This window comes from Bythopirellula superficialaquae (genome assembly GCF_059632245.1).
This window is the reverse complement of the sequence record NZ_CP197426.1, coordinates 383,298-403,121: the sequence shown is the minus strand read 5'-3', so window position 1 is coordinate 403,121 and position 19,824 is coordinate 383,298. Positions and strand designations below refer to the sequence as shown.

Genomic DNA, 19,824 nt, shown 5'->3' with positions numbered 1-19,824 from the left:
CCACAATTCTACCACGCCAAAGACGGATGGCAATTCTCACTCCGCATCGGGATTCAGCGTATACAGCAGCACATTGAGACTAATGCGAGCCGCGTCTTCGCGGGTGTAGCCGCGGCATTCCATCGCTTCGTGTTGCTCAAGCGCGCAGCTGATGTCGTAAGGTGAAAAGATCACGGCCCAACGGCCGTCGATTTGCATGCCCAGGAGTTCGGGTTCGACTTCACGGGTGCGCGCTTCGAGCGGCTCGTTCGCTTGGCGCGAAACCGGATCGCGGCGTTTCACTTTACGAATATCAAACCCGCCGGCCGCGCTACTGAAGATCGGATCGGTGATCGGAATGCGCTCAAGTTTTGCATCCGGCAAAACCGCTTGAATTTCTCGTTCGAATGCAACGATAAATTCCTTGCTCGCGCAAATGCTGTCGGCGAACAACGTGCCGCCGTTGGTGAGATACTCACGCAGGGCTTGCTGCTCGTTGGGCGTGAAGCGGAAATTATGCCGGCCGTGCATGAAGGCCATTAAGTAGCGTGACAGATTCGGGTTGTCGGCCGAGATCGGATATTCGTTAGTGCTGATCTGCAACTTGAGATCGCCTTGAGCCGCCGTGCGCAGCAAATTCACCAGCGCGCCCGGCGCATCGTTGCAGCCCCCCCCATGCTGCAACTTGGCAATTTGAATCGTGCCGCGACTCCCCGCCGCCAAGATTTCCGCCGGGTCGATTGTATCGACGAATGCCGCTTCCTTGCCCTTGGGCTCACGATTGGTGGCATACGCCAAGACATTCACGCCAATCGCATTCGCATCGGCTAGGCGATTTTCAATCGCATCGGGAAATGTCGGGCGACTGCCGCGGCCTGTTAACTCCCAATAACAGGAAAGGTCGACTTCTGAGAAGACAACACTCGTCCGGCAACCATATTCGACCGTCCAAATCCGCCCGATATAAGGCGATTCGGGGCGAACCAATTCTTCCACTCGCCAAATCGGATGTTCGGGTCCGGCGCGGCGGAGGCGGTATTCCTCTTCAGGAAAAACTTTATCCATGTATTCGCGAAAACCTTGCTCGAAGCCACTGCCGTCCATACAACACGCCTCGGCAAACAGAAAACCACCGCGATCTAAATAATCGCGCATCTTGGTTTCGGTCCCATCAAGTTCCGGCGGTTTGCTCCCCGTGAGAAACAGCACGGGAGATTGCAATAAATCGTCAACAGTGGCCGATTGCAGGTCCATCACTTGCCAGGTGAGGGCCATGTTCCACAATTTTTCGATTCGCGCGGTGAGATTGGCCAAATCGTTTTCGTGATTGTTCCAATCCATGTCGGGGCCATGCTCAAGCTTGGCAATCAACACGGGGCGTCGACCTTTGGAAAGAAACAACAGCGCCATCGACGTGGCAATGTGCGGGCTATCCTCCGCGGTATTCTGTCCTTGCCAACGATGGCTGAATGGGTCTTGCTGGCGAACGAGAAACTCCGCCCCTTCGCGATACCAATCGTGATCGCCAATAAAACGCCGCGCGGTGAGTCGACCGACTCGCTCCAGTCCATACAAATAATAATAGTGCCACACCTGTCCGCCGCCACGTCGACCGGGATTGCGCCTCACCGAAAAATTCCGCGCGAGCCAGTTGATGGCGTTCTCAATGGAATCGTTTTCTTCCGATTCTTCGCAGCATTGCACGAAACCGTTCTCGACTTTCGCATCGGCCGCGCGGACGCGCTCGTTGCAAATCACCGTGGCGCCGATGCCCGCGCAGGTCATGCTTCCGAGGCCTTCGTTGAAATCCATGCGATAGCCCCAAGCCCCATCGGGGTTCTGGCACTTCGCCCAATAGTCGGCGGCCTTCTGCCAGGTATCGAGGCGAACTTGCGCCCCGACGCGTTCCGCTTCGTGGAGAGCCAACACGGCGAACTGCGCGTTGCTGTTATCGCCATCCCCGGAAGGATATGACCACGCACCGTTGGGCACTTGGGTCGCTTCGAGCCAATTGACATTTCGTTGAATGAGCACTTGATCGCGATCGGGTTCGGCGGCGCAAAAGACCATCGTTTGGAGCGACACACTGTAGGTCTTGCTCGGCTCGATGTCGCGCAAATATCTCAGGGCTTTTTGAATTTGGGGATGCCCCGGCTCGACCCCCGAGTTTAAGAGTGCGAGCGTGCAGAGCGCTGTCACGCCCCCAGGATAGGGAGCCAGATCGTTCCAAGTGCCATTAGCATTTTGCTGTTCGAGCAAATACTTCACGCCACCGTCGATCGACTCGCGAACCTGATCGGCCGTGATCGGCTCCGCGGCGGCCCCGGGAAGCAGCTGAGCATGAAGCAAATAGGGCACCGCGGCTTGCCAGATAAGCAAACAGAAAATAATCCAAATTCGTCGATGGCGCTTCATGCCTACACCGATTCACGCAGTCACAATCAGAAAACCGTGTTTAATCGTAAGCTGCGACGACTGGGAAAACAATGCATTCAGCTCCTTGCATTGTCGGTCCCGTGGCGGACCTATAAAATTCACGCTGGAACTTTCATCAGTCGAGGAGCCAATCTCAGTGTCACGTAACTTAGGCGACATTCTCAAGGACTTTCGTCAACATCGGTTGGTCATGCAGCAAGAGCTGCAAAAGGTCATCGTCGGTCAGGACGAAGTCATCGAACAAATCTTTGCCGCCATTTTCACGCGGGGCCACTGTTTGCTCGAAGGCGTGCCGGGGCTGGCGAAGACTTTGATGGTGAGCACGCTTGCGCAGATTCTTGATCTCAATTTCAAACGCATTCAATTCACACCCGACCTCATGCCCTCGGACATCACGGGTACGAACGTCTTGGAAGAAGACGAACATGGCCGACGGAGCTTCCGCTTTGTCGAAGGGCCGGTGTTCACGAATATCTTGCTCGCAGACGAAATCAATCGGACACCCCCCAAAACCCAAGCCGCGCTCTTGCAAGCGATGCAGGAACGGGAAGTGACGATCGGTCAAACGACTTATTCCTTGCCCGATCCGTTTTTCACCATCGCCACGCAAAACCCGATCGAGCAAGAAGGAACCTATCCGCTTCCCGAAGCACAGCTCGACCGCTTTATGTTCAACATCAAGGTCGATTATCCCAGCTTGGACGAAGAGCAGCGGATTCTGGCCTCGACCACGCGACACGAAAAACCTGAAGTCGGCAAAGTGCTCTCATCACGGGCCATCCTCAATCTGCAAAAGCTCGTCGCCTCGGTCGCCGTGAGCGAACTGATTATTAAGTATGCCGCTTCGCTCGTGCGGGCCACTCGACCACGCGATGAATCGGCACCGAAATTTATACGCGAGCTTGTCGATTGGGGCGCGGGACCCCGTGCGGGGCAATTCCTCATCCACGGCGGCAAGGCGCTCGCCGCCATGGACGGTCGCTTCACCGTTGCGATTGAAGACATCCAAAAGGTGGCCGTTCCCGTGTTGCGGCATCGCATCAGCACAAACTTTCAAGCCCAAGCCGAAGGGATGACAACTGAAAACGTGATCGCGCGATTGGTGAAAGAAATCCCGGTGCCCGAGCAGCCGAAGTACGCGAGTTAGCAAGAATAGTGAACGCGGATGAACACGGATTTGGCAGATGGGCACAGATAACAGACCAGCGAAATATCTCACCGTACTGTTAGCATTAACACTACTAGTCCCAGTAGTAGTTGTTGCTGCTCTAATATGGATCGTGGCATGTACTCTTTATAGTTCATTAATTGTAACAGTTGTCTGGTTGAAATGGCCTTGGCGGGGCAAGGACTTTTTAGTCATCTACTCTGATAGTCCATTGTGGAAAGACTATTTTGAGGCAGGTTTGTTACCTCTCATTAGCACTCGAGCACATGTCTTGAATTGGTCTAATCGGTCAAAGTGGCCACCGATTTCGCTCAAAACGATCCTGTTTTCTCAATTCAAGGGGGAAAAAGATTTCAATCCGATGATTCTAAAAATATCTCCCCTGCGCTTGCCGAAAACAATTAGATTCTATCGTGCCTTCCACGATTCAAAGCATGGCAAACAAGAAACATTAATAAATCTCGAAACCGAATTGAGTTCAATAATTGATCAGCCTATTGAGTTGTCTGCATACCATCCGCGCCCCTCCGCCTAATCCGTGTTCTTCCGCGTTCTATTGAATTATGTCGACCGTTGAAAAATATCTGAAACCCGAAGTCATTCGGCATATTGCTCGGCTCGACCTACGCGCTCAGTTTATTATCAAAGGCTTCTTCCAGGGAATGCACGCCAGCCCCTTTCACGGCTTTTCCGTGGAGTTCAGCGAACATCGCAAATATGTTCACGGCGACAATCCCGACGATATCGATTGGCTCGTCTACGCGAAAACCGACAAATACTATATCCGCAAGTATGAAGCCGAGACCAATCTCACTGGCTATCTGGTGATGGACTTAAGCGCGTCGATGGCCTATAGCCACGAACAAGAACTGACCAAGTTCGAGTATTCCATTTGCCTGGCGGCAGCGCTCTGTTATTTGATGATCCACCAGAACGATCCCGTCGGGCTGGTGACGTTTGGCGAAAAAATCGTCAATTGCCTGCCGCCAAAGTCGAAGCGTCAACAAATCGGTAACATCCTGTCGGTGCTCGCCAATCTTGAGCCGCGCGATCAGACGAACGTCGCGCAAAGCCTGATTCAACTCGCCGCGATGCTCAAGCACAGCAGCCTGATCATGCTGTTCAGCGATTTGCTCGTGGACCCCGAGCCGGTGATTGCCGCGCTACGCCGCCTGCGCCATGGCGGGCACGACGTCATTCTGTTTCATATCTTGGATCAGGCTGAAGTCGCTTTCCCGTTTGAAGGCCTCGTGGAACTGCGTGATCCCGAGTCGAACGAAACGATTGAAGTCGATGCCGATGCTTATCGCGCTGATTATCTCGACGAGATCCGCGAGTTTCGATCCTACTACGAACGCGAATGCCGCAAGAGCGGTATCGACTATGTGCCGCTGGATACGAGCATGCCATTTGACAGGGCGCTCACCGAGTATCTCATCAATCGCAAGAACATGGGATAAGTCGTGGGATTTTTAACCCCTCTATTGCTTGCCGGAATCGGTTTGATCGCCGTGCCGATCATTCTGCATCTGGTGATGCGCCGGCAGCCGCAGCAATTTCTCTTTCCGGCATTGCGATTCGTCAAGCAACGTCGCGATGCGAACCGCCGTCGGCTGAATCTACGTCATCTGCTGCTGTTGGCGATGCGTTGTTTGTTGATCGCAGGCATCGCGTTCGCGCTGGCCCGCCCCACGCTGCGTGGCACGGGGTTGCGTGGCAAAGAAGGCGCGCCGCTGGCCGTTGCGCTGGTGTTCGATAATTCGCTCCGCATGCAATATGTCGAACGGAATGAAAGCCGGCTAACGAAGGCCACGACGATGGCGGAGACGCTGGTCGATAAGTTGCCTGACGATACCGAGATCGCGGTGATCGACTTAAGCCGTTCGACGAGCAATTTTGCTGCGGACAAGAACACAGCCGAAACAAGAATTCGTGGGTTGCGGCCCGAAACGCACCCCCGCGCGCTCGCCGAAGCCGTGCGCAATGCGATCGATCTGGTCGCCGAGCAAGAAGACCGTCGGCAGGAAGTGTTTGTCTTCAGCGACTTGAGCATCGAGTCGTTCAACGAGGAATCTCTCGCGGCGATTAACAAAGCGCTCACTGATTCACCCGACGTGCGGATTTACGTTGTCGACGTGGGAAGTGGCGATGCGCGGAACATGTCGCTCGCTCCGGTCGAAATGCGCTCAAGTTCGCTCCGCACGGGCGAACCGTTGAATGTGACAGTCGACGTCAAAAGTGTGGGGTATTCTGAACAACCGCTCGTGGAAATTTTTCTCGAAGATGCCAACGGCAAACTCGTGAAGCGCGGGCAGCGGATCGTGGAATTGGGTTCCGACGGCACGGGCCAAACGGAGTTCGTGCTCGGCGATTTGCCGCTTGGCGTTCATCAAGGGGCCGTGCAGATTGCGCTGAGCGATCCTTTGGAGTTCGACAATCGCCGTTACTTCACGGTCGAAGTCCGCCCGGCGGCCAAGGTGCTGCTACTGGGCGAATCGGCGGCCGACACATTGTTCCTCAAGGAAGCGTTGAGCCCCTCGCTGATGGGACCCGACGCACCGCAACGCTTTGAATGCACGGTGAGTCGATTTGCCGATGCGGCCAAATTGAATCTCACCGATTTTGAATCCGTCTGTTTGTTGGACCCGCCCCCACTTACCGACGAAGTTTGGAACAAGCTCGCCGAGTTTGCCCGCAAAGGGGGTGGCGTTGGTATTTTTCTCGGCCATCGGGCCGTACCGAGCGCATTCAACACCGATCCGCCGCAAGAGCTGTTGCCTGGGCCTTTGAAACTCCGTTCGCGTCAAGAAACTTGGTTTCGCCCCCAGCAGTTTGACCACCCTGCGCTCGTGGGCTTTCGAAACTATGCCGAGGAAATTCCCTGGCAGATTTATCCAGTGTGGAGTTTTTGGACCTTCGGCGAATTGGCGGGAGACGCTTATGTCGTCGCACGCTTCGCGAACAACGACCCCGCGCTGGTCGAGCGTTCCGTCGGTCGTGGCCGCGTGATGACCTTTGCCACGCCGGTGTCGGACCCACTCGCACCCGTGGGACGGGATTCTTGGAATGCTTTGCCGACGCAAGAACCGCCGTGGGTGTTTGTCGCACTCGCCAATCAACTCGTTGGTTATCTCTCACAGAACCAAGGGGGCGAACTGAATTTCAACGCCGGCGAAACGGTCAGCTTGCCACTTTCACCGCGGCAACAGGTGACCGACTTTGTGCTCAAAGAACCGACGGGCGAAGCCTTGCGAAGAACCTTGCCGCCGGGGGAAGATGCAATTCGCATCAGCACGACCGAGCAACTCGGCAACTATCGTGTCGCCGCGGGCGGAGCCAGCGGCGCGCTTGATGAAGGTTTCAGTATCAATGCGCAGTCTGAATTGAGCGATCTCGCTCGTGCCGATCCGCAAACGATCCTGGCGGCGCTCCCCGCCCAACGCGTTGAACTCGCCCATTCGCTTGCCGACGTGGAACAATACGTGAACATCGGCCGCCGGGGGCGTGAGTTGTTTTCCTGGGCGATCATGGTCGTGGCCCTCGTGTGGGGCTCGGAATATTTGCTCTCCAATCGGTTTTACCGCGAGGAGCGTCAGCCATGACAAGTTGGTCGATCGATCCCGTCGGTGGCTGGTGGTTCATGGCGTGCATCGCTGCGCTCTTAATCGGAGTGCTCACGGTCGGGCCGCGCGGCAGAAAACTCACCCCCAAGCAGCGGACAATTCTGCTGGCCTTGCGCGGTGCGACGGCTTTGCTGTTGTTTCTCGTTATGCTCAGGCCAACTTTGGTCACAACCGACACCAACAAATTGCCGGGCTCGCTGTTGATCTTGGCCGACAGTTCTCGCAGCATGACCATTAACGATGCCAACGGTGACACGTCGCGCTGGCAGGCACTCAAGAATTCGCTCGCCGCGGCATCGGACCAATTCACGGAGCTTGCTGAAGCCTGGGATTTGAAGCTTTATCACTTTGATGAAAAAACAAGCGAAGTCAAATTCGACGACGGCGAGTTTGAGCTGCCTGAAAATGCCGACGGTGCGCAGACCGCCGTTGGAGCGGCGCTCGACGATGTGCTGGAGGGTGAGTCTCAGCAGCGAATCGTCGCCGTGCTCTTGATGAGCGACGGGGCCCAACGCGCCTTCGCCCCTCGGGATGAACCCCCGCAAATTCCTGTCGAACGGTTGGCCACCGATCGCATCCCACTCTATACGTTCACCTACGGCAAGCCTTCGTTGGGCTTGCAATCCGACGTGCGCGTGGATGACTTACTGGTGAACAATGTACTCTTCGCCGAAACGCCAGCCACTGTGCAAGCCATGCTGTCGGCAGACGGTTTTAGTAACCAAACGGTCAAGGTGCAGCTTCTGTGGGAAAACGCTGACGGCGAAATGGAAGCAGTCGACACTCGGCAAGTGCGCATCACGGCCGGGCAGCGAGAGTATCCGCTCACGCTGAGCTACACGCCGCAAAAGGCAGGGGAATTCAAAGTCTCGGTGGCGGTCGAGCCCCCCGACGGTGAGCTCGCCACGACCAACAATTCGCAAAGCACGTTCGTCACGGTCATGAAGGGGGGCATCAATATCCTGTATCTTGCGGGGACGCAGCGCTTAGGGGGTGGGCCGGGCATCGAACCACGGTTTGTCCGCGCGGCACTTCAGTCGTATCCCGATCAGCATGTCCGTTACGAACAGATCAACTATCGCCGGCAACAACTCGACTTGCGCGACCAACTGCAAGACGGCAAATACGACGTCTTTCTCATCGGCAACGTCGATTACATGGGCTTAAGCCCCGACACTTGGCAGATGATGGCCGATCAAGTTGGAAACGGCGCGGGGCTGGCCATGGTCGGGGGCTTTCATAGTTTCGGGCCCGGGGGCTTTCGCAACACGCCAATGGACGATGTGCTGCCCATCATTATGGGCCCCGCCGAGCGGCAGAACTTTGGTGAACCGCCGCGACAAGATATGCATTTGCCTGGTCCGATCCGCATGATTCCACTCACCGCGGGCAATCGGTTGCATCCCATCTTCCAACTCGATGAGGAAAGTGCGCTCAAACTCGATTGGAACAAACTCCCCGCGCTTGATGGAGCTAACCGATTTGATCGGTTGGCCATCAAACCCAACTCGGCAATCATTGCCGAGGCCGATGATCCCCAGCGCTCGCCGATCATTGTCGTCGGAACGTGGGGCGAAGGTCGCACCGCGGCAGTGGCCTTCGACACCACGTGGCGGTGGCAGATGGAAGGCTTTGGCGAATTGCAAAAACGCTTCTGGCGGCAACTCGTGTTGTGGCTGTCGCGGAAAGATGACACGAGCGGCGAATCCGTGTTCGTGCAACTCGATCAACGCCGTTACCAGCGCGGCAGCCGCGTGGAATTCGCCGTGGGGGCCTTGGATAAAAACCGCGAACTAATTGCCGATGCCAAGTTTCAAGTTGAAGTCAACAAACCCGACGGCACGACCGCGACGGTCAATGTTTCGCGGCGCGGGCAAGATTTCGTCGGTAGCTTTGAAGAAAGCACCGTCCCCGGCGATTATCAAATCAATGTCACCGCCACAGGCTCAGCGGGTGTGCTCGGCGCGGCGGAAGCACGCTTCACGGTTCCCGACCGCGACATGGAACTCGACCAACCCGCAGCGGAGCCCACGTTCATGGCATCGCTGGCCAACCTCACCGCCGACGCGGGAGGCGCGGGACTCGCCCCCGAAGAGTTGCCCGATCTGCTCGAAAAACTCAAGGACCGCACGGAAGAGTTCGAGGAAGAAATCGCCACCGAGCATAGCCTCTGGGACAGCTGGCCGATGCTGCTGACGCTCGTGGGTTGCCTGGGCGGTGAATGGTATCTGCGAAAACGCTGGGGAATGGTCTAACACCCGACCAATCACCTGTCTCGCCAAGCGAATAGCAACTATGCTTAGGATAGCGTGCGGATTATTACAGGAGATCGCAGAGGAAGCAGAGGGGAACCAAAGACTAACCGCTAACGAACGCTAATACTCGCTAATATTTGATCTCGCATTAATTAGCGAAATTCAGCGTGCATGAGCGGTTAATCTTACAACTCTGCTCACTCCGCTTCCTCCTGTAAAATTAATCCACACCAATCTGTTTGATCCGTGTTCGTCCGCGTTCCCTACCTTACCGTTAAAACATGAAACTCCCCCGGGGAATGTTGCTGCTCTTGATCATCTATCTCGCCGTGGCGGGGTACTTGCTCGTGTCGTGGCTCCCTTCGATCATTGGCGGCTATCAAACAATCGCTAACTCCTACCCCTGGCTGGCTTATGGCTATCTCGGAGCGGTAGGCCTGGGCGCGTTCGTGTTGCTCGGCACTTCAGTGGTCGTCTTTTATCGATTGTGGCGAAACACTCGTAAGAAGGACCTGGGGCGCGAACGTCGGCAGCAGAATCCCAGCGAACTTTCCACTGCGCAGTTGCAGGCCGAATTGCGTGAGAACTTAAGCACGAGTCAAAACTTTGCCGCCGATGCAGCGGTCTCGGCGCAGTTGCGCGGTGAAATCGAGAAAGCTCTTAAAACTCTTGATAAGAAGCACGCCGACTCGCGGCTTGAAATTGTCGCGTTCGGCACGATCTCCAGCGGCAAGTCGTCGCTGCTCAACTCGCTCGCCGGGCGGCAAGTCTTTGCTTCGGACGTCATCGGCGGCACGACCTCGGTGCGGAGCGAAGTCCCTTGGCCCACGAACGAGCAGGTTGTGTTGGTCGATACGCCCGGCCTTGCCGAGGTCCGTGGCGAAGAACGGGCCGCGGTCGCGGCACTGGCAGCTAAGAATGCCGACTTGGTGCTGCTCGTTGTCGATGGTCCGCTTAAATCCTATGAAGTTGATCTCGTCAAAAAACTTCGCGAGATGGAAAAACGCATCGTCGTCTGCCTCAACAAGGAAGATTGGTACGACGAGGAAGAGGAACAATTGCTCGTGGGTCAGATTGTCGCGCAACTTCCTGGCATTGCTCCGAAAGATGTCGTCGCCGTGCGGGCCGCGGCGGTGAATCGTGAACGGATTCGCGTGACCTCCACCGGCGAGGAACTGACCGAAGAATACGAAGTGCCGCCGAATGTGGCGCCGCTTGCCGAACGGCTGCTGCAAATCGTACAGAAAGATGGCCGTGAATTGTTGCTCGCGAATTTACTGCTCCAATCGCGTGGTCTTGTCGATGAAGCCAAGGATCGCGTGCGGGCGGTGCTCGATGCCAAGGCGAACGAGATCATCAACCGCCACATGTGGGCTGCCGGTGGCGCGGCGGGGATCAATCCCATTCCGCTGTTGGACCTGGCAGGCGGGAGTGCGATCACGATCAAAATGGTGATCGAATTGGCCAACGTTTATAAGCAGCCCATCGATACCGACGGCGTGGTGAAGATGCTCGAACAGCTTGGCAAGAATCTCATCGCGATGGTAGGGGCGACCGCCGTCTCACCCGCCGTGGCCGCGGGGGTTGGTTCGCTGCTTAAAACCGTGCCGGGCATTGGCACGATTGCGGGCGGACTTGTGCAAGGCATCACGCAAGCCCTCGTCACGCGTTGGATCGGCAATGTGTTTGTCGAATACTATCGCCGCGACATGGAAGCACCACCCGGAGGGATCGCGGAACTTGCCCGCGATCAATGGCAATTGCTCACCAGTCCCGATCAGCTGCGCAAGCTCGTGCAGCGCGGTCGCACGGAACTCACCAAATCGCTGCGTGACGAGGGCCAGTCATGAGCGATTCCCCAAATTTCGAGACAACACCCATCGGCACGCACCGCGACACCGATTTTCACGCGGCCGTGAATTCGGTGCGTCGCGCCATTGATAAGTACAAAGGCTGTACCACCGCGGAACGCGCGGAACTTGCGCGGGATCTGAGCGAACTCGAGCGCATGGCCGAAAAGCTCGAATGCGGTCGGGTCGAAATTGTTGTCTTTGGTGAGATTAGCACCGGCAAGTCGGCGCTGATCAATGCGTTGGTCGGTGATGAAATCACCCACGTCAACGTGCAAGGGGGTTGGACCAAAGACGTGTGGCACGTGCCATGGAACGGCATCGGCTATCGCGTGCCGGGGCTGGCGGATTCCGAAGTCGTGCTCGTCGACACGCCGGGACTCAATGAAGTCGATGGCGCGCAGCGGGCGGAAATGGCCCGCTCGGCAGCCGCGCGGGCGGACCTGGTCTTGTTCGTCACAGATTCCGATTTGAATGAAACTGAATACTCCGCTCTGTTGGAACTTGCTGCCAGTCACAAGCCGATTCTGTTGGTGCTTAACAAGTCAGATTTATATTCACGTCACGAACTTGAGCAACTCTTGGAATTGTTCCGCGGTCGCCGGCTCGCGGGTTTAGTCGAACCGGCCAATATTTTGGTGACGCAGGCCAATCCACGCGAAATGGAGTTCGTGATCGAATCTCCCGACGGCAGCGTGCGGCACGAATGGCGAAAACCCGCGCCCAAAGTGAGCGAGCTACGCAGCCGCATACTGGAAGTTCTCAACGCCGAAGGCAAATCGTTGATCGCGCTCAACGCCGCGATGTTCGCCGCCGATAAGAGCGATCGCATGGGGGCGCTGAGAATTCGGTTACGGGAAACAGAGGCTTCGCGGCTGATCTGGAATTTCGCCGTCACCAAATCGCTAGCCGTCGCTCTGAATCCCGTACCAGCTCTTGATGTGTTGGGGGGTTCAGCAGTTGATGCGACGATGGTGGTCACGCTGGGCCGCGTGTATGGCATGAATATTACCACATCGAACGCACGCGACCTCGTCACTTCCATTCTCAAAGCAGCCGGCTGGGTGATGCTTAGCGAAGCGGCGGTGAGTTATGCATCGAGCATTTTCAAAGCGCTCACCGTAGGTTTCGGCACCGTGGCGACGGCGCTCCCCCAAGGCGCCGCGGCGGGATACGGCTCGTACATCGTCGGCCAAGCCGCGCGGCATTACTTCCAACATGGCGCGAGCTGGGGAGACGAATCGCCGAAGGAAGTCGTGAAGCAAATCCTATCGAACACCGACAAAGAATCGGTGCTTGAACGGTTGAAGGTCGAAATCGGCAAAAAGATTTCGCTCAATCGGTACGTGGGGGAGAAATAAGTATTTCCGAGCCAGGATGACTCGGCTATCTAAGTAGACAAATTCATTGCAGCCCAACTATTCTGCCGATACACTGGGCCCATGACACTCCCCACCATCGAAGCCAGCCTCTACGACTTTCCCAAATACTACGACTTGGTGTACGGCAGCGACTGGAAGCCCGAGTTCGATTTTCTGCTTGATTGTTTTGACAAGCATTGTGGCGGGAAGGTTAAGAATATTTTTGAACCCGCGTGCGGTACGGGGCGGTTGCTCGTCAAGTTTGCGGCGGAAGGCTACAAAGTTGGGGGGCTCGACCTCAACGAAGCGGCTGTCGATTTTTGCAATGATCGACTCGAGCGGGCGGGCTTTCCCCGATCGACGTTTGTGGGGGACATGTGCGACTTCAAGCTCCGCAAACCAGTCGATGCCGCGTTCAACACGATCAACAGCTTTCGGCATCTTGCCACACAACAACAGGCCGAGAATCACCTGCAGGCGATGGCCAACGCCCTGCGTCCCGGCGGGATCTACGTGTTGGGCCTGCATCTTACACCTACGAGCGTCGATCCGATGCAGGAGGAAAGCTGGGCCGCACGGCGGGGGAATCTGGCGGTTCTCTCCAAATTGTGGGTGATCGAATGCAATACACGCAAACGGCAAGAAGCCGTCGGGATGAGTTTCGACGTTTACACCCCCACGAAACAGTTTCGCATCGAGGATCGGGTTGTTTTCCGCACCTATTCGGCCGCACAAATGCAAAAACTCATCGACAGTAGCAGCGATCTGGAAGTCGTGGGCATCTACGACTTTGGGTACGACATCAACACGCCCGTTGAAGTCACGACGGCCACTGAAGATGTTGTCTACGTACTTAAAAAGAAGCATGTTTGATGCACGCAGCTGTTTGTTATCGTGCTGCCACCTAACTTCTTATGCCGCAACCGCCTGAGACGAGTTTTCAGGGCTATTCCTCTGCCAGCATTGTGCTCTTGGTGATGTGGCCGCGAGGCTGCCAAAGAAGCTTAAACACGCTTGTCAAGTTTTTCTTCAAAAAAACACTGGACCGCCGCTCGTCCCCAGATAAAATTATAAGGTTGAAAACGATTGGTTCTCCCCCCTCCCCTCAAGTAACTCCCCAAAGAGCCAGACGCACGCAAAATAAGACGCTCACTTCGGCATCTCCCCTCCAGGTCAACACTCTCATTGTGGTGATGACCAAAGCTGCCAAGTGACCTTATTGCCTAAGGGCATATCTGCTGGCCGGGTTGATTGAGACTAGGGTCTGAGAACGGTTCCGGAACAAGTTGCGTGCGGTTACTTGTTCCGAGGTAATGATCGGTACTTCGGTTGATGGTGGGTTTGCCATGATTGGGAAGCCGTCATTTCCAGGAAGGACCATTTCAGAAAGTAGTGATTTGAAATTCAAGCGCGCTCATGGGGCATGTGGGCTGACTTTGAGGATCGAGCACGAGACACTTAAATTTGGGTATGTCTCACGAGGCTGATAGGCCGTGCCGATCGCGTAAAGTCTGCCGACGCATTCTGCGAGCAAGCTTCCATACGATTGAGATTGTTTGCATTGGGTAATTTGATTCGCGCTCGTCGCGCGGAAACTTGTCCAGTGTGACTCGTGTAAACGTAATTTTTTTCCAAATTGAGTAAGACGAAAGCCCTTGAAACGATTGGTGTTAGAATTAGTTGTCTTAATTGATGACAGACCCAATCTTTTCAAATGACTTTCTTAAGGTTTGTGTTTTTAGGGGAATAGTTTGATCGCCGCGTTCACTCTCCTGGTTCGATTTGCCAAACGTCCGATGCACCTGCGCGACGCTTTGCGAGCTTTGCTGGCATTTCCGTTGCTTGACATCGTTACTCATTTCCTGGCAACTCGTCGGATGTTGATCGCACGGCCCGCTTGGGTCCTGGCCACAATCGCTCATCCCAGCACGAACCGTTCATAAACCACTTGCTGACTTCCCGTAGTTGAGGAGTATTGACTTTGTACGACGCGATATTGGATCACGAATTGGATGATGAATCGAACGTCGCCGACGTGGAGAAGGAATTCGATACCAAGAGTATCGACGATGTCGTCGACGTTGACGTCGATGACGATTTGTCGCTCGGGCTAGATACCGACGTTAAAGAGGCTGACGGCGAAGAGGACAGCGAGTTTGGCGATGAAACTGTCGATCTCGAATCCTGGTCGGACGATCCCGTGCGGATGTATCTGACGCAAATGGGCGAGATTCCGCTGCTCACCCGCCAGCAAGAAATCAACTTGGCCCGCCGCATTGAGCACACTCGCACGGCCTTTCGGCGCCGGTTGTTGGCCTGCGACTATGTGATTCGCGTGGCCTACAAGGTGCTCAACCGCGTACATCGTGGTGAACTACCATTCGACCGCACGGTGCAGGTGTCGGTGACCGACCGCTTGGAGAAAGAACAAATTCTCGGCCGACTGCCTCACAACTTGCGCACGCTCGAAATCTTGCTGCAACGCAACGAGGAAGACTATCGCACGGCGACCAGCAAAAGCGCCAAGCCTGCCGCTCGCAAAGCCGCTTGGGTTCGCCTCGCGGGCCGTCGTCGTCGGGCCGTCATGCTGATCGAAGAGTTGGGTCTGCGGACTCAGCGAATCGAAGCTATGATTGCTCCGCTCGAAGAGTTCAGCCGCCGCGTGGATGATCTCAAGAAGCAACTCGACCAAATGAAGAAGGACCGCCGCCCGATGTCCGAGCGGAAGCCTTTGATGGTCGAGTATCGCAACATCTTGCGAATGACTCAAGAAACGCCCACGAGCCTTCGTAACCGCGTCCTCTTTTTGCGGGATGTGTTTTCCAAGTATCAGCAAGCCAAACGCGGTTTGTCCGAAGGCAACTTGCGCCTTGTCGTGTCGATTGCCAAGAAGTATCGCAACCGCGGCTTGAGCTTTTTGGATTTGATCCAAGAAGGCAACGCCGGCCTGATGCGTGCCGTCGACAAGTTTGAATATCGCCGTGGCTTTAAGTTTTGTACCTACGCCACATGGTGGATTCGCCAAGCGATTACCCGGGCCGTGGCCGACCAAAGTCGCACGATTCGCATTCCGGTTCACATGGTCGAAACCATGAGCCGCGTGCGAAATGTGTCGCGAGCTTTGCTGCAACGCCTGGGACGCGAACCGACGATTGAAGAAACCGCTCGTGCCGCCGAATGCACCGTCGACGAAGCTCGCCGCGTGTTGGCCATGAGCCGTTACCCGATCAGCTTGGACCGCCCCGTCGGCAATAGCGAAGACAGCCACTTTGGCGATTTGCTGCCCGATTCGGGTGCCGAAAGCCCCGCCATCGGTGCCGCTCAAGAGATGTTGCGGACGCGGATTTCCAAGGTGCTCAAGACGCTCAGCTATCGCGAACGCGAAATTATCAAGCTGCGTTACGGTTTAGGCGACGGTTACAGCTATACGCTCGAAGAAGTAGGCCACATCTTCAAAGTGACCCGCGAGCGTATCCGTCAAATTGAAGCCAAGGCGGTGCGCAAACTGCAGCAACCGAGCCGCAGTGCCGAGCTTTCGGGCTTCTTGGACTAACAACGCACGGATCTTAAAACTAACGACCCCGCGAAGTGTTTCACTTCGCGGGGTTTTTTGTTGTAAACCTTTACAGGAGGTAGCAGAGTTAGCAGAGAAGCTGATAGTTTGATCTCTGCTCACCCTGCTGCCTCCTGTTAATTTTTTCAATAGGGTTCTGGTATGCATCCAATTAAGATTTGTTGTCTACTGCTCTCAATATCAATCTTGTCAAATGTCCGAGCCCAGGAAATCACCCTCCTCCGGGGACCCGCCTACACCGAAGCCGAAGGCCGCGAAAAGCTTACTGAGAAGTCCAAGCTGTATAACGACCGTGCAGGTTGGCAGCAGCGCGCCGATTTGCTTCGCGCGGGAGTACGCCGCGGGATACAACTCGAAAAGCTCCCGAAGCCGTGCGATCTCAAAGTCATCCGTCGCGACAAACGCGAGATGGATGGCTACACGGTCGAAAACGTCGCGTTCGAAAGCTTGCCTGGCTTTTGGGTAACGGGGAATCTCTATCTCCCCGCTGAGTTCACAGGCAAAATCCCCGGCATTTTGAATCCTCACGGCCATCTCGGCAACGGCCGCATGCAGGAATACATGCAAAAGCGCTGCGCGGCTCAAGCCCGCATGGGAGCTGCGGCCTTTTGTTACGACATGATCGGCTACGGCGAGTCGACTCAATGCGAACATCGTCGTTATCAAGTGCAGCGTCTGCAAACTTATAACAGCATTCGTGCTCTCGATTTTCTGGAATCACTGGGGTTTATCGATGCAGACCGCCTCGCAGTCACCGGTGAATCGGGGGGCGGGACACAAACATTCTTGCTTGCCGCGATCGACGATCGCATCGATGTCTCAGTCCCCGTGGTGCAGGTCTCGTCTCACTTCTTCGGCGGTTGCGAATGCGAAAGCGCGATGCCGATTCATAAAACAAAAGACTACGAAACGAACAACGTCGAGATTGCCGCGCTCGTGGCACCCAAGCCGATGATGCTCATCTCCGACGGCGGCGATTGGACGCTCAACGCCCCCGAAGTTGAGTACCCCCACATCAAGCGAATTTATTCTTTCTTTAACGCAGACGACAAAATCGAGAATGCCCATTTCCCAAGCGAAGGCCACGACTACGGGCCCTCGAAACGCGCCGCGGCCTCTCGTTTTTTAGCGACTCATTTAGACCTGAATTTGAAAGCCCTCGAAAATTCCGTCGGCAAAATCGATGAAAGTTTTGTGAAAGTCTTGCCCGAAGATGACTTGCGTGTCTTCACCGCGGAACATCCTCGCCCCGAGCATGCGATTGATTGCGAACAGGCTATTGGGTTGCTGAATAAGAACGGTTGAAGTGACTGATTACAAAATCTTGACTACGAGATAGGCGCCTGGAGACGCTGCACCAACTGCCTGCCTAACTTCTGCAATTTTCTGCAATATCTTTGGCCATGAGGTAGAAAGTAAGACAACTATGGCAATCGATCTATCGGAAACATTTTGCTGATACTTCAAATTTTGATCGGTGGTAATCAGTAGCTCATACTTATTTTCTTCCGCAGCGTTGAGCAAATCACCGTTCCGCAATTGTGACCAGCCGAGTTCAAACGCCGTATCGATGCTGTGTTCGGCCAAATGATCTCGCAAGGGTACGGGCACACCTTGATCAAAGACGATCTTCATGAGACGGTACCGCTCGCGGCAGTCGTCATTTCATGCTCCAAGACGGCTTCAACTTGCGAACGCTGAACGCCCGGGAAATAAGCAAGAAAATCCTCAACGGAAGCCCCATCTTTGAGATTTTCAAACAAAGCAGCAACGGGCACGCGTGTACCATGAAAAACCCAGGCACCACTCACCTTATCCGGGATTCGCTCAACCGCAGGGCATGTTTCCCAATTAGCCATCATAGACCCTTCCTAATTTTTGTTACCAAACAATTATACGCTATCCAAGAAGACTGGTGTAACCGTCACCTGAAACAACAAAACCGAGGCAAAGGATTACCGACAGCGAAAAAAAATCACGGCAAGTCGGCATCGAACTGGATGCGTTGCCCCGGGGCAAGCCGATCGCACTCAATCGTCAGCTTTGGCGTTGTGCCGTCGCTGGCAATTTCAAAAGTCTTCGATTCTCCGGGCAACAATCCTTTGAGCGATTTCTGTGCCCGCAGGCCGTTAACCGTGGGATAGGCATCGTAATAAATCGGTGCGATACCCTGATTGCGAATCGTTACTCGCGAGTGACCGTCTCCCGACTTAAATTCAGTCACTTCAAACCGAAAACCACACGCCAATCCTGCTGCCAAGATCCGCTCGTCACTTTGATGCTCAGGCTGGGAATCGCCGATCATGAACGAAATGTGAAACTTGGCTGCTTGATCTTCGAACGATATGCCGTGCGGCCCTTGGGGCGCTAGAGCCCTGGTTTGGTCTTTTCTTTCAAAGAAGCTAAACTCCCCGCCACAGGGCGCGATCTTCCAACGGTCGCGGCCCAACACATTCCAATTCGGTTCGTTCTCGAGCTCGTGGGCAGCGTGATTGAACGAATCGTCGAACAATCCGCAGGGAATGGATCGCAGCGCCGCGCTGTCTGCCAACGGCGTATGCTCACCCGCCGCGTCGATGGAAATCAGCCACGGGGTTTGCTGAAACTTTCGTCCCAGATGCTCGAAGAACCGTGTTTGAAATTGCTTCGCTGGAAATGTGCGTCCCAACTCCATCGGTCCATCATAGATGTGATACTCCGCCCACAAGCCGAAGCCGACCTCGACAAATGCGATGCGCGGATCACTGTCGAATTTACGGGCAAACTCGGTGAAAAAAGCGAGCACGCATTCTTGCAGCTCGGGATGGGACCAATCGGGAAAGCCAGTGGGGCGATTCTCGCTCGTCGCGTTGGTCTCCTCATAGTCGGGCAACGCCTTGATATACGTCGGGACACCCGTCGGTTTACCAACATACGTATCATGCCAACGTAGAATCGCTTGATGCTTGCGAGCGGCCACTTCCTTGAACAATTTTTCGACAGGCGCCCAATCGTATTCCCCTTTGCCGCGCACGACCTGATCGTAAGTCAGATAGCTGTACTCCAACTGAATGGGTGCAGACTCGACTTCTTCATTGGTCGACCACAAAACGATGCCGGTCATCGGCTGAGGATGTGCCACTTTTGCCGAGAGTGTGACGGGCTGCATCTCTGCTGCCAATGCAGTCGCCGTCAGCGATACCAAAAACATGGCAACGAAATTGAGAGTGCCCTTCATAAGTGCCAAGCTAGTTGAGTGCTCCGCTCCAATCAATCCGCTTTTGTGCGATAAACCCGGCCTTCCCGCTCGTGGTTGTCACTTCCACAGCCCCTCATTGCACTGCGGTCTATTATTTGATCGTGCGTTAGTGGTAGGTAAGTAAAAAACTCTTTTTACCCCGGCGAAGGTCGCAACTAGGGTCCGTCGAAACTCGTCGCGGGCTAACGCTTTTAGCGCAACGTTTGGGCCTGAATCTTGCAAAGGTAAAAAATAATCAGGGAGAAGTCGACGAACGGTTGGTTAAGTACTGCCAGGGCAAGGTTGCGTTGTTAAACTAAGCGTGTCGCTTCGCACTTCGTTTTGATGGAGGTCAGTCTAA

Annotated in this window: 15 protein-coding genes; 11 read left to right on the top strand and 4 right to left on the bottom strand. The window is 55.1% G+C overall.

The window, feature by feature from the left end:
• Positions 1-36: 36 nt before the first annotated feature.
• The gene (locus SH678x_RS01755) at positions 37-2,394 is read right to left on the bottom strand and encodes a DUF4159 domain-containing protein (protein WP_496921164.1); all 2,358 of its coding nucleotides are present in this window, start codon (positions 2,392-2,394) and stop codon (positions 37-39) included.
• 211 nt (positions 2,395-2,605) lie between these two features.
• On the opposite strand from SH678x_RS01755, the gene SH678x_RS01750 reads away from it, so the two are divergent.
• The 11 genes from SH678x_RS01750 to SH678x_RS01700 all read left to right on the top strand — a co-directional run bounded on the left by SH678x_RS01750 (position 2,606) and on the right by SH678x_RS01700 (position 17,551).
• Positions 2,606-3,562 carry an AAA family ATPase gene (locus tag SH678x_RS01750; RefSeq protein ID WP_496923048.1) on the top strand — a complete coding sequence of 319 codons (957 nt, stop codon included), beginning with the start codon at positions 2,606-2,608 and terminating at the stop codon, positions 3,560-3,562.
• A 37-nt stretch (positions 3,563-3,599) separates the two neighbouring features.
• Positions 3,600-4,118, top strand: a complete 519-nt coding sequence (locus SH678x_RS01745) for a hypothetical protein (protein ID WP_496921163.1) — start codon at positions 3,600-3,602, stop codon at positions 4,116-4,118.
• Positions 4,119-4,146: 28 nt separating this feature from the next.
• Positions 4,147-5,043 carry a DUF58 domain-containing protein gene (locus tag SH678x_RS01740; protein ID WP_496921162.1) on the top strand — a complete coding sequence of 299 codons (897 nt, stop codon included), beginning with the start codon at positions 4,147-4,149 and terminating at the stop codon, positions 5,041-5,043.
• A gap of 3 nt (positions 5,044-5,046) precedes the next feature.
• Positions 5,047-7,185: a BatA domain-containing protein gene (locus SH678x_RS01735; RefSeq protein WP_496921161.1), complete on the top strand. Its 2,139-nt coding sequence runs from the start codon at positions 5,047-5,049 to the stop codon at positions 7,183-7,185.
• Positions 7,182-9,461, top strand: a complete 2,280-nt coding sequence (locus SH678x_RS01730) for a glutamine amidotransferase (protein WP_496921160.1) — start codon at positions 7,182-7,184, stop codon at positions 9,459-9,461. Before SH678x_RS01735 ends, SH678x_RS01730 begins: the two co-directional genes overlap by 4 nt.
• Positions 9,462-9,742: 281 nt before the next feature.
• The gene (locus tag SH678x_RS01725; protein WP_496921159.1) at positions 9,743-11,311 is read left to right on the top strand and encodes a YcjF family protein; all 1,569 of its coding nucleotides are present in this window, start codon (positions 9,743-9,745) and stop codon (positions 11,309-11,311) included.
• Positions 11,308-12,672: a YcjF family protein gene (locus SH678x_RS01720; protein ID WP_496921158.1), complete on the top strand. Its 1,365-nt coding sequence runs from the start codon at positions 11,308-11,310 to the stop codon at positions 12,670-12,672. Before SH678x_RS01725 ends, SH678x_RS01720 begins: the two co-directional genes overlap by 4 nt.
• Positions 12,673-12,753: 81 nt before the next feature.
• Positions 12,754-13,545, top strand: coding sequence for a class I SAM-dependent methyltransferase (locus SH678x_RS01715; RefSeq protein WP_496921157.1), 792 nt, complete (start codon positions 12,754-12,756; stop codon positions 13,543-13,545).
• Between the two features lie 923 nt (positions 13,546-14,468).
• A complete protein-coding gene (locus tag SH678x_RS01710) occupies positions 14,469-14,615 on the top strand; it encodes a hypothetical protein (protein ID WP_496921156.1) in 147 nt (48 codons plus the stop codon).
• A 38-nt stretch (positions 14,616-14,653) separates the two neighbouring features.
• Positions 14,654-16,225 (top strand): sigma-70 family RNA polymerase sigma factor, encoded by a 1,572-nt coding sequence (locus SH678x_RS01705; RefSeq protein ID WP_496921155.1) that lies wholly within the window; start codon positions 14,654-14,656, stop codon positions 16,223-16,225.
• Between the two features lie 207 nt (positions 16,226-16,432).
• Positions 16,433-17,551, top strand: a complete 1,119-nt coding sequence (locus SH678x_RS01700) for an alpha/beta hydrolase family protein (RefSeq protein ID WP_496921154.1) — start codon at positions 16,433-16,435, stop codon at positions 17,549-17,551.
• Between the two features lie 9 nt (positions 17,552-17,560).
• On the opposite strand, the gene SH678x_RS01695 is transcribed toward SH678x_RS01700, so the two are convergent.
• The 3 genes from SH678x_RS01695 to SH678x_RS01685 all read right to left on the bottom strand — a co-directional run bounded on the left by SH678x_RS01695 (position 17,561) and on the right by SH678x_RS01685 (position 19,463).
• The gene (locus SH678x_RS01695) at positions 17,561-17,881 is read right to left on the bottom strand and encodes a hypothetical protein (protein WP_496921153.1); all 321 of its coding nucleotides are present in this window, start codon (positions 17,879-17,881) and stop codon (positions 17,561-17,563) included.
• A complete protein-coding gene (locus SH678x_RS01690; RefSeq protein WP_496921152.1) occupies positions 17,878-18,108 on the bottom strand; it encodes a DUF433 domain-containing protein in 231 nt (76 codons plus the stop codon). The genes SH678x_RS01695 and SH678x_RS01690 overlap by 4 nt, the downstream gene beginning before the upstream one ends.
• 113 nt (positions 18,109-18,221) lie before the next feature.
• A complete protein-coding gene (locus SH678x_RS01685; protein WP_496921151.1) occupies positions 18,222-19,463 on the bottom strand; it encodes a DUF4832 domain-containing protein in 1,242 nt (413 codons plus the stop codon).
• Between the last annotated feature and the right edge of the window lie 361 nt (positions 19,464-19,824).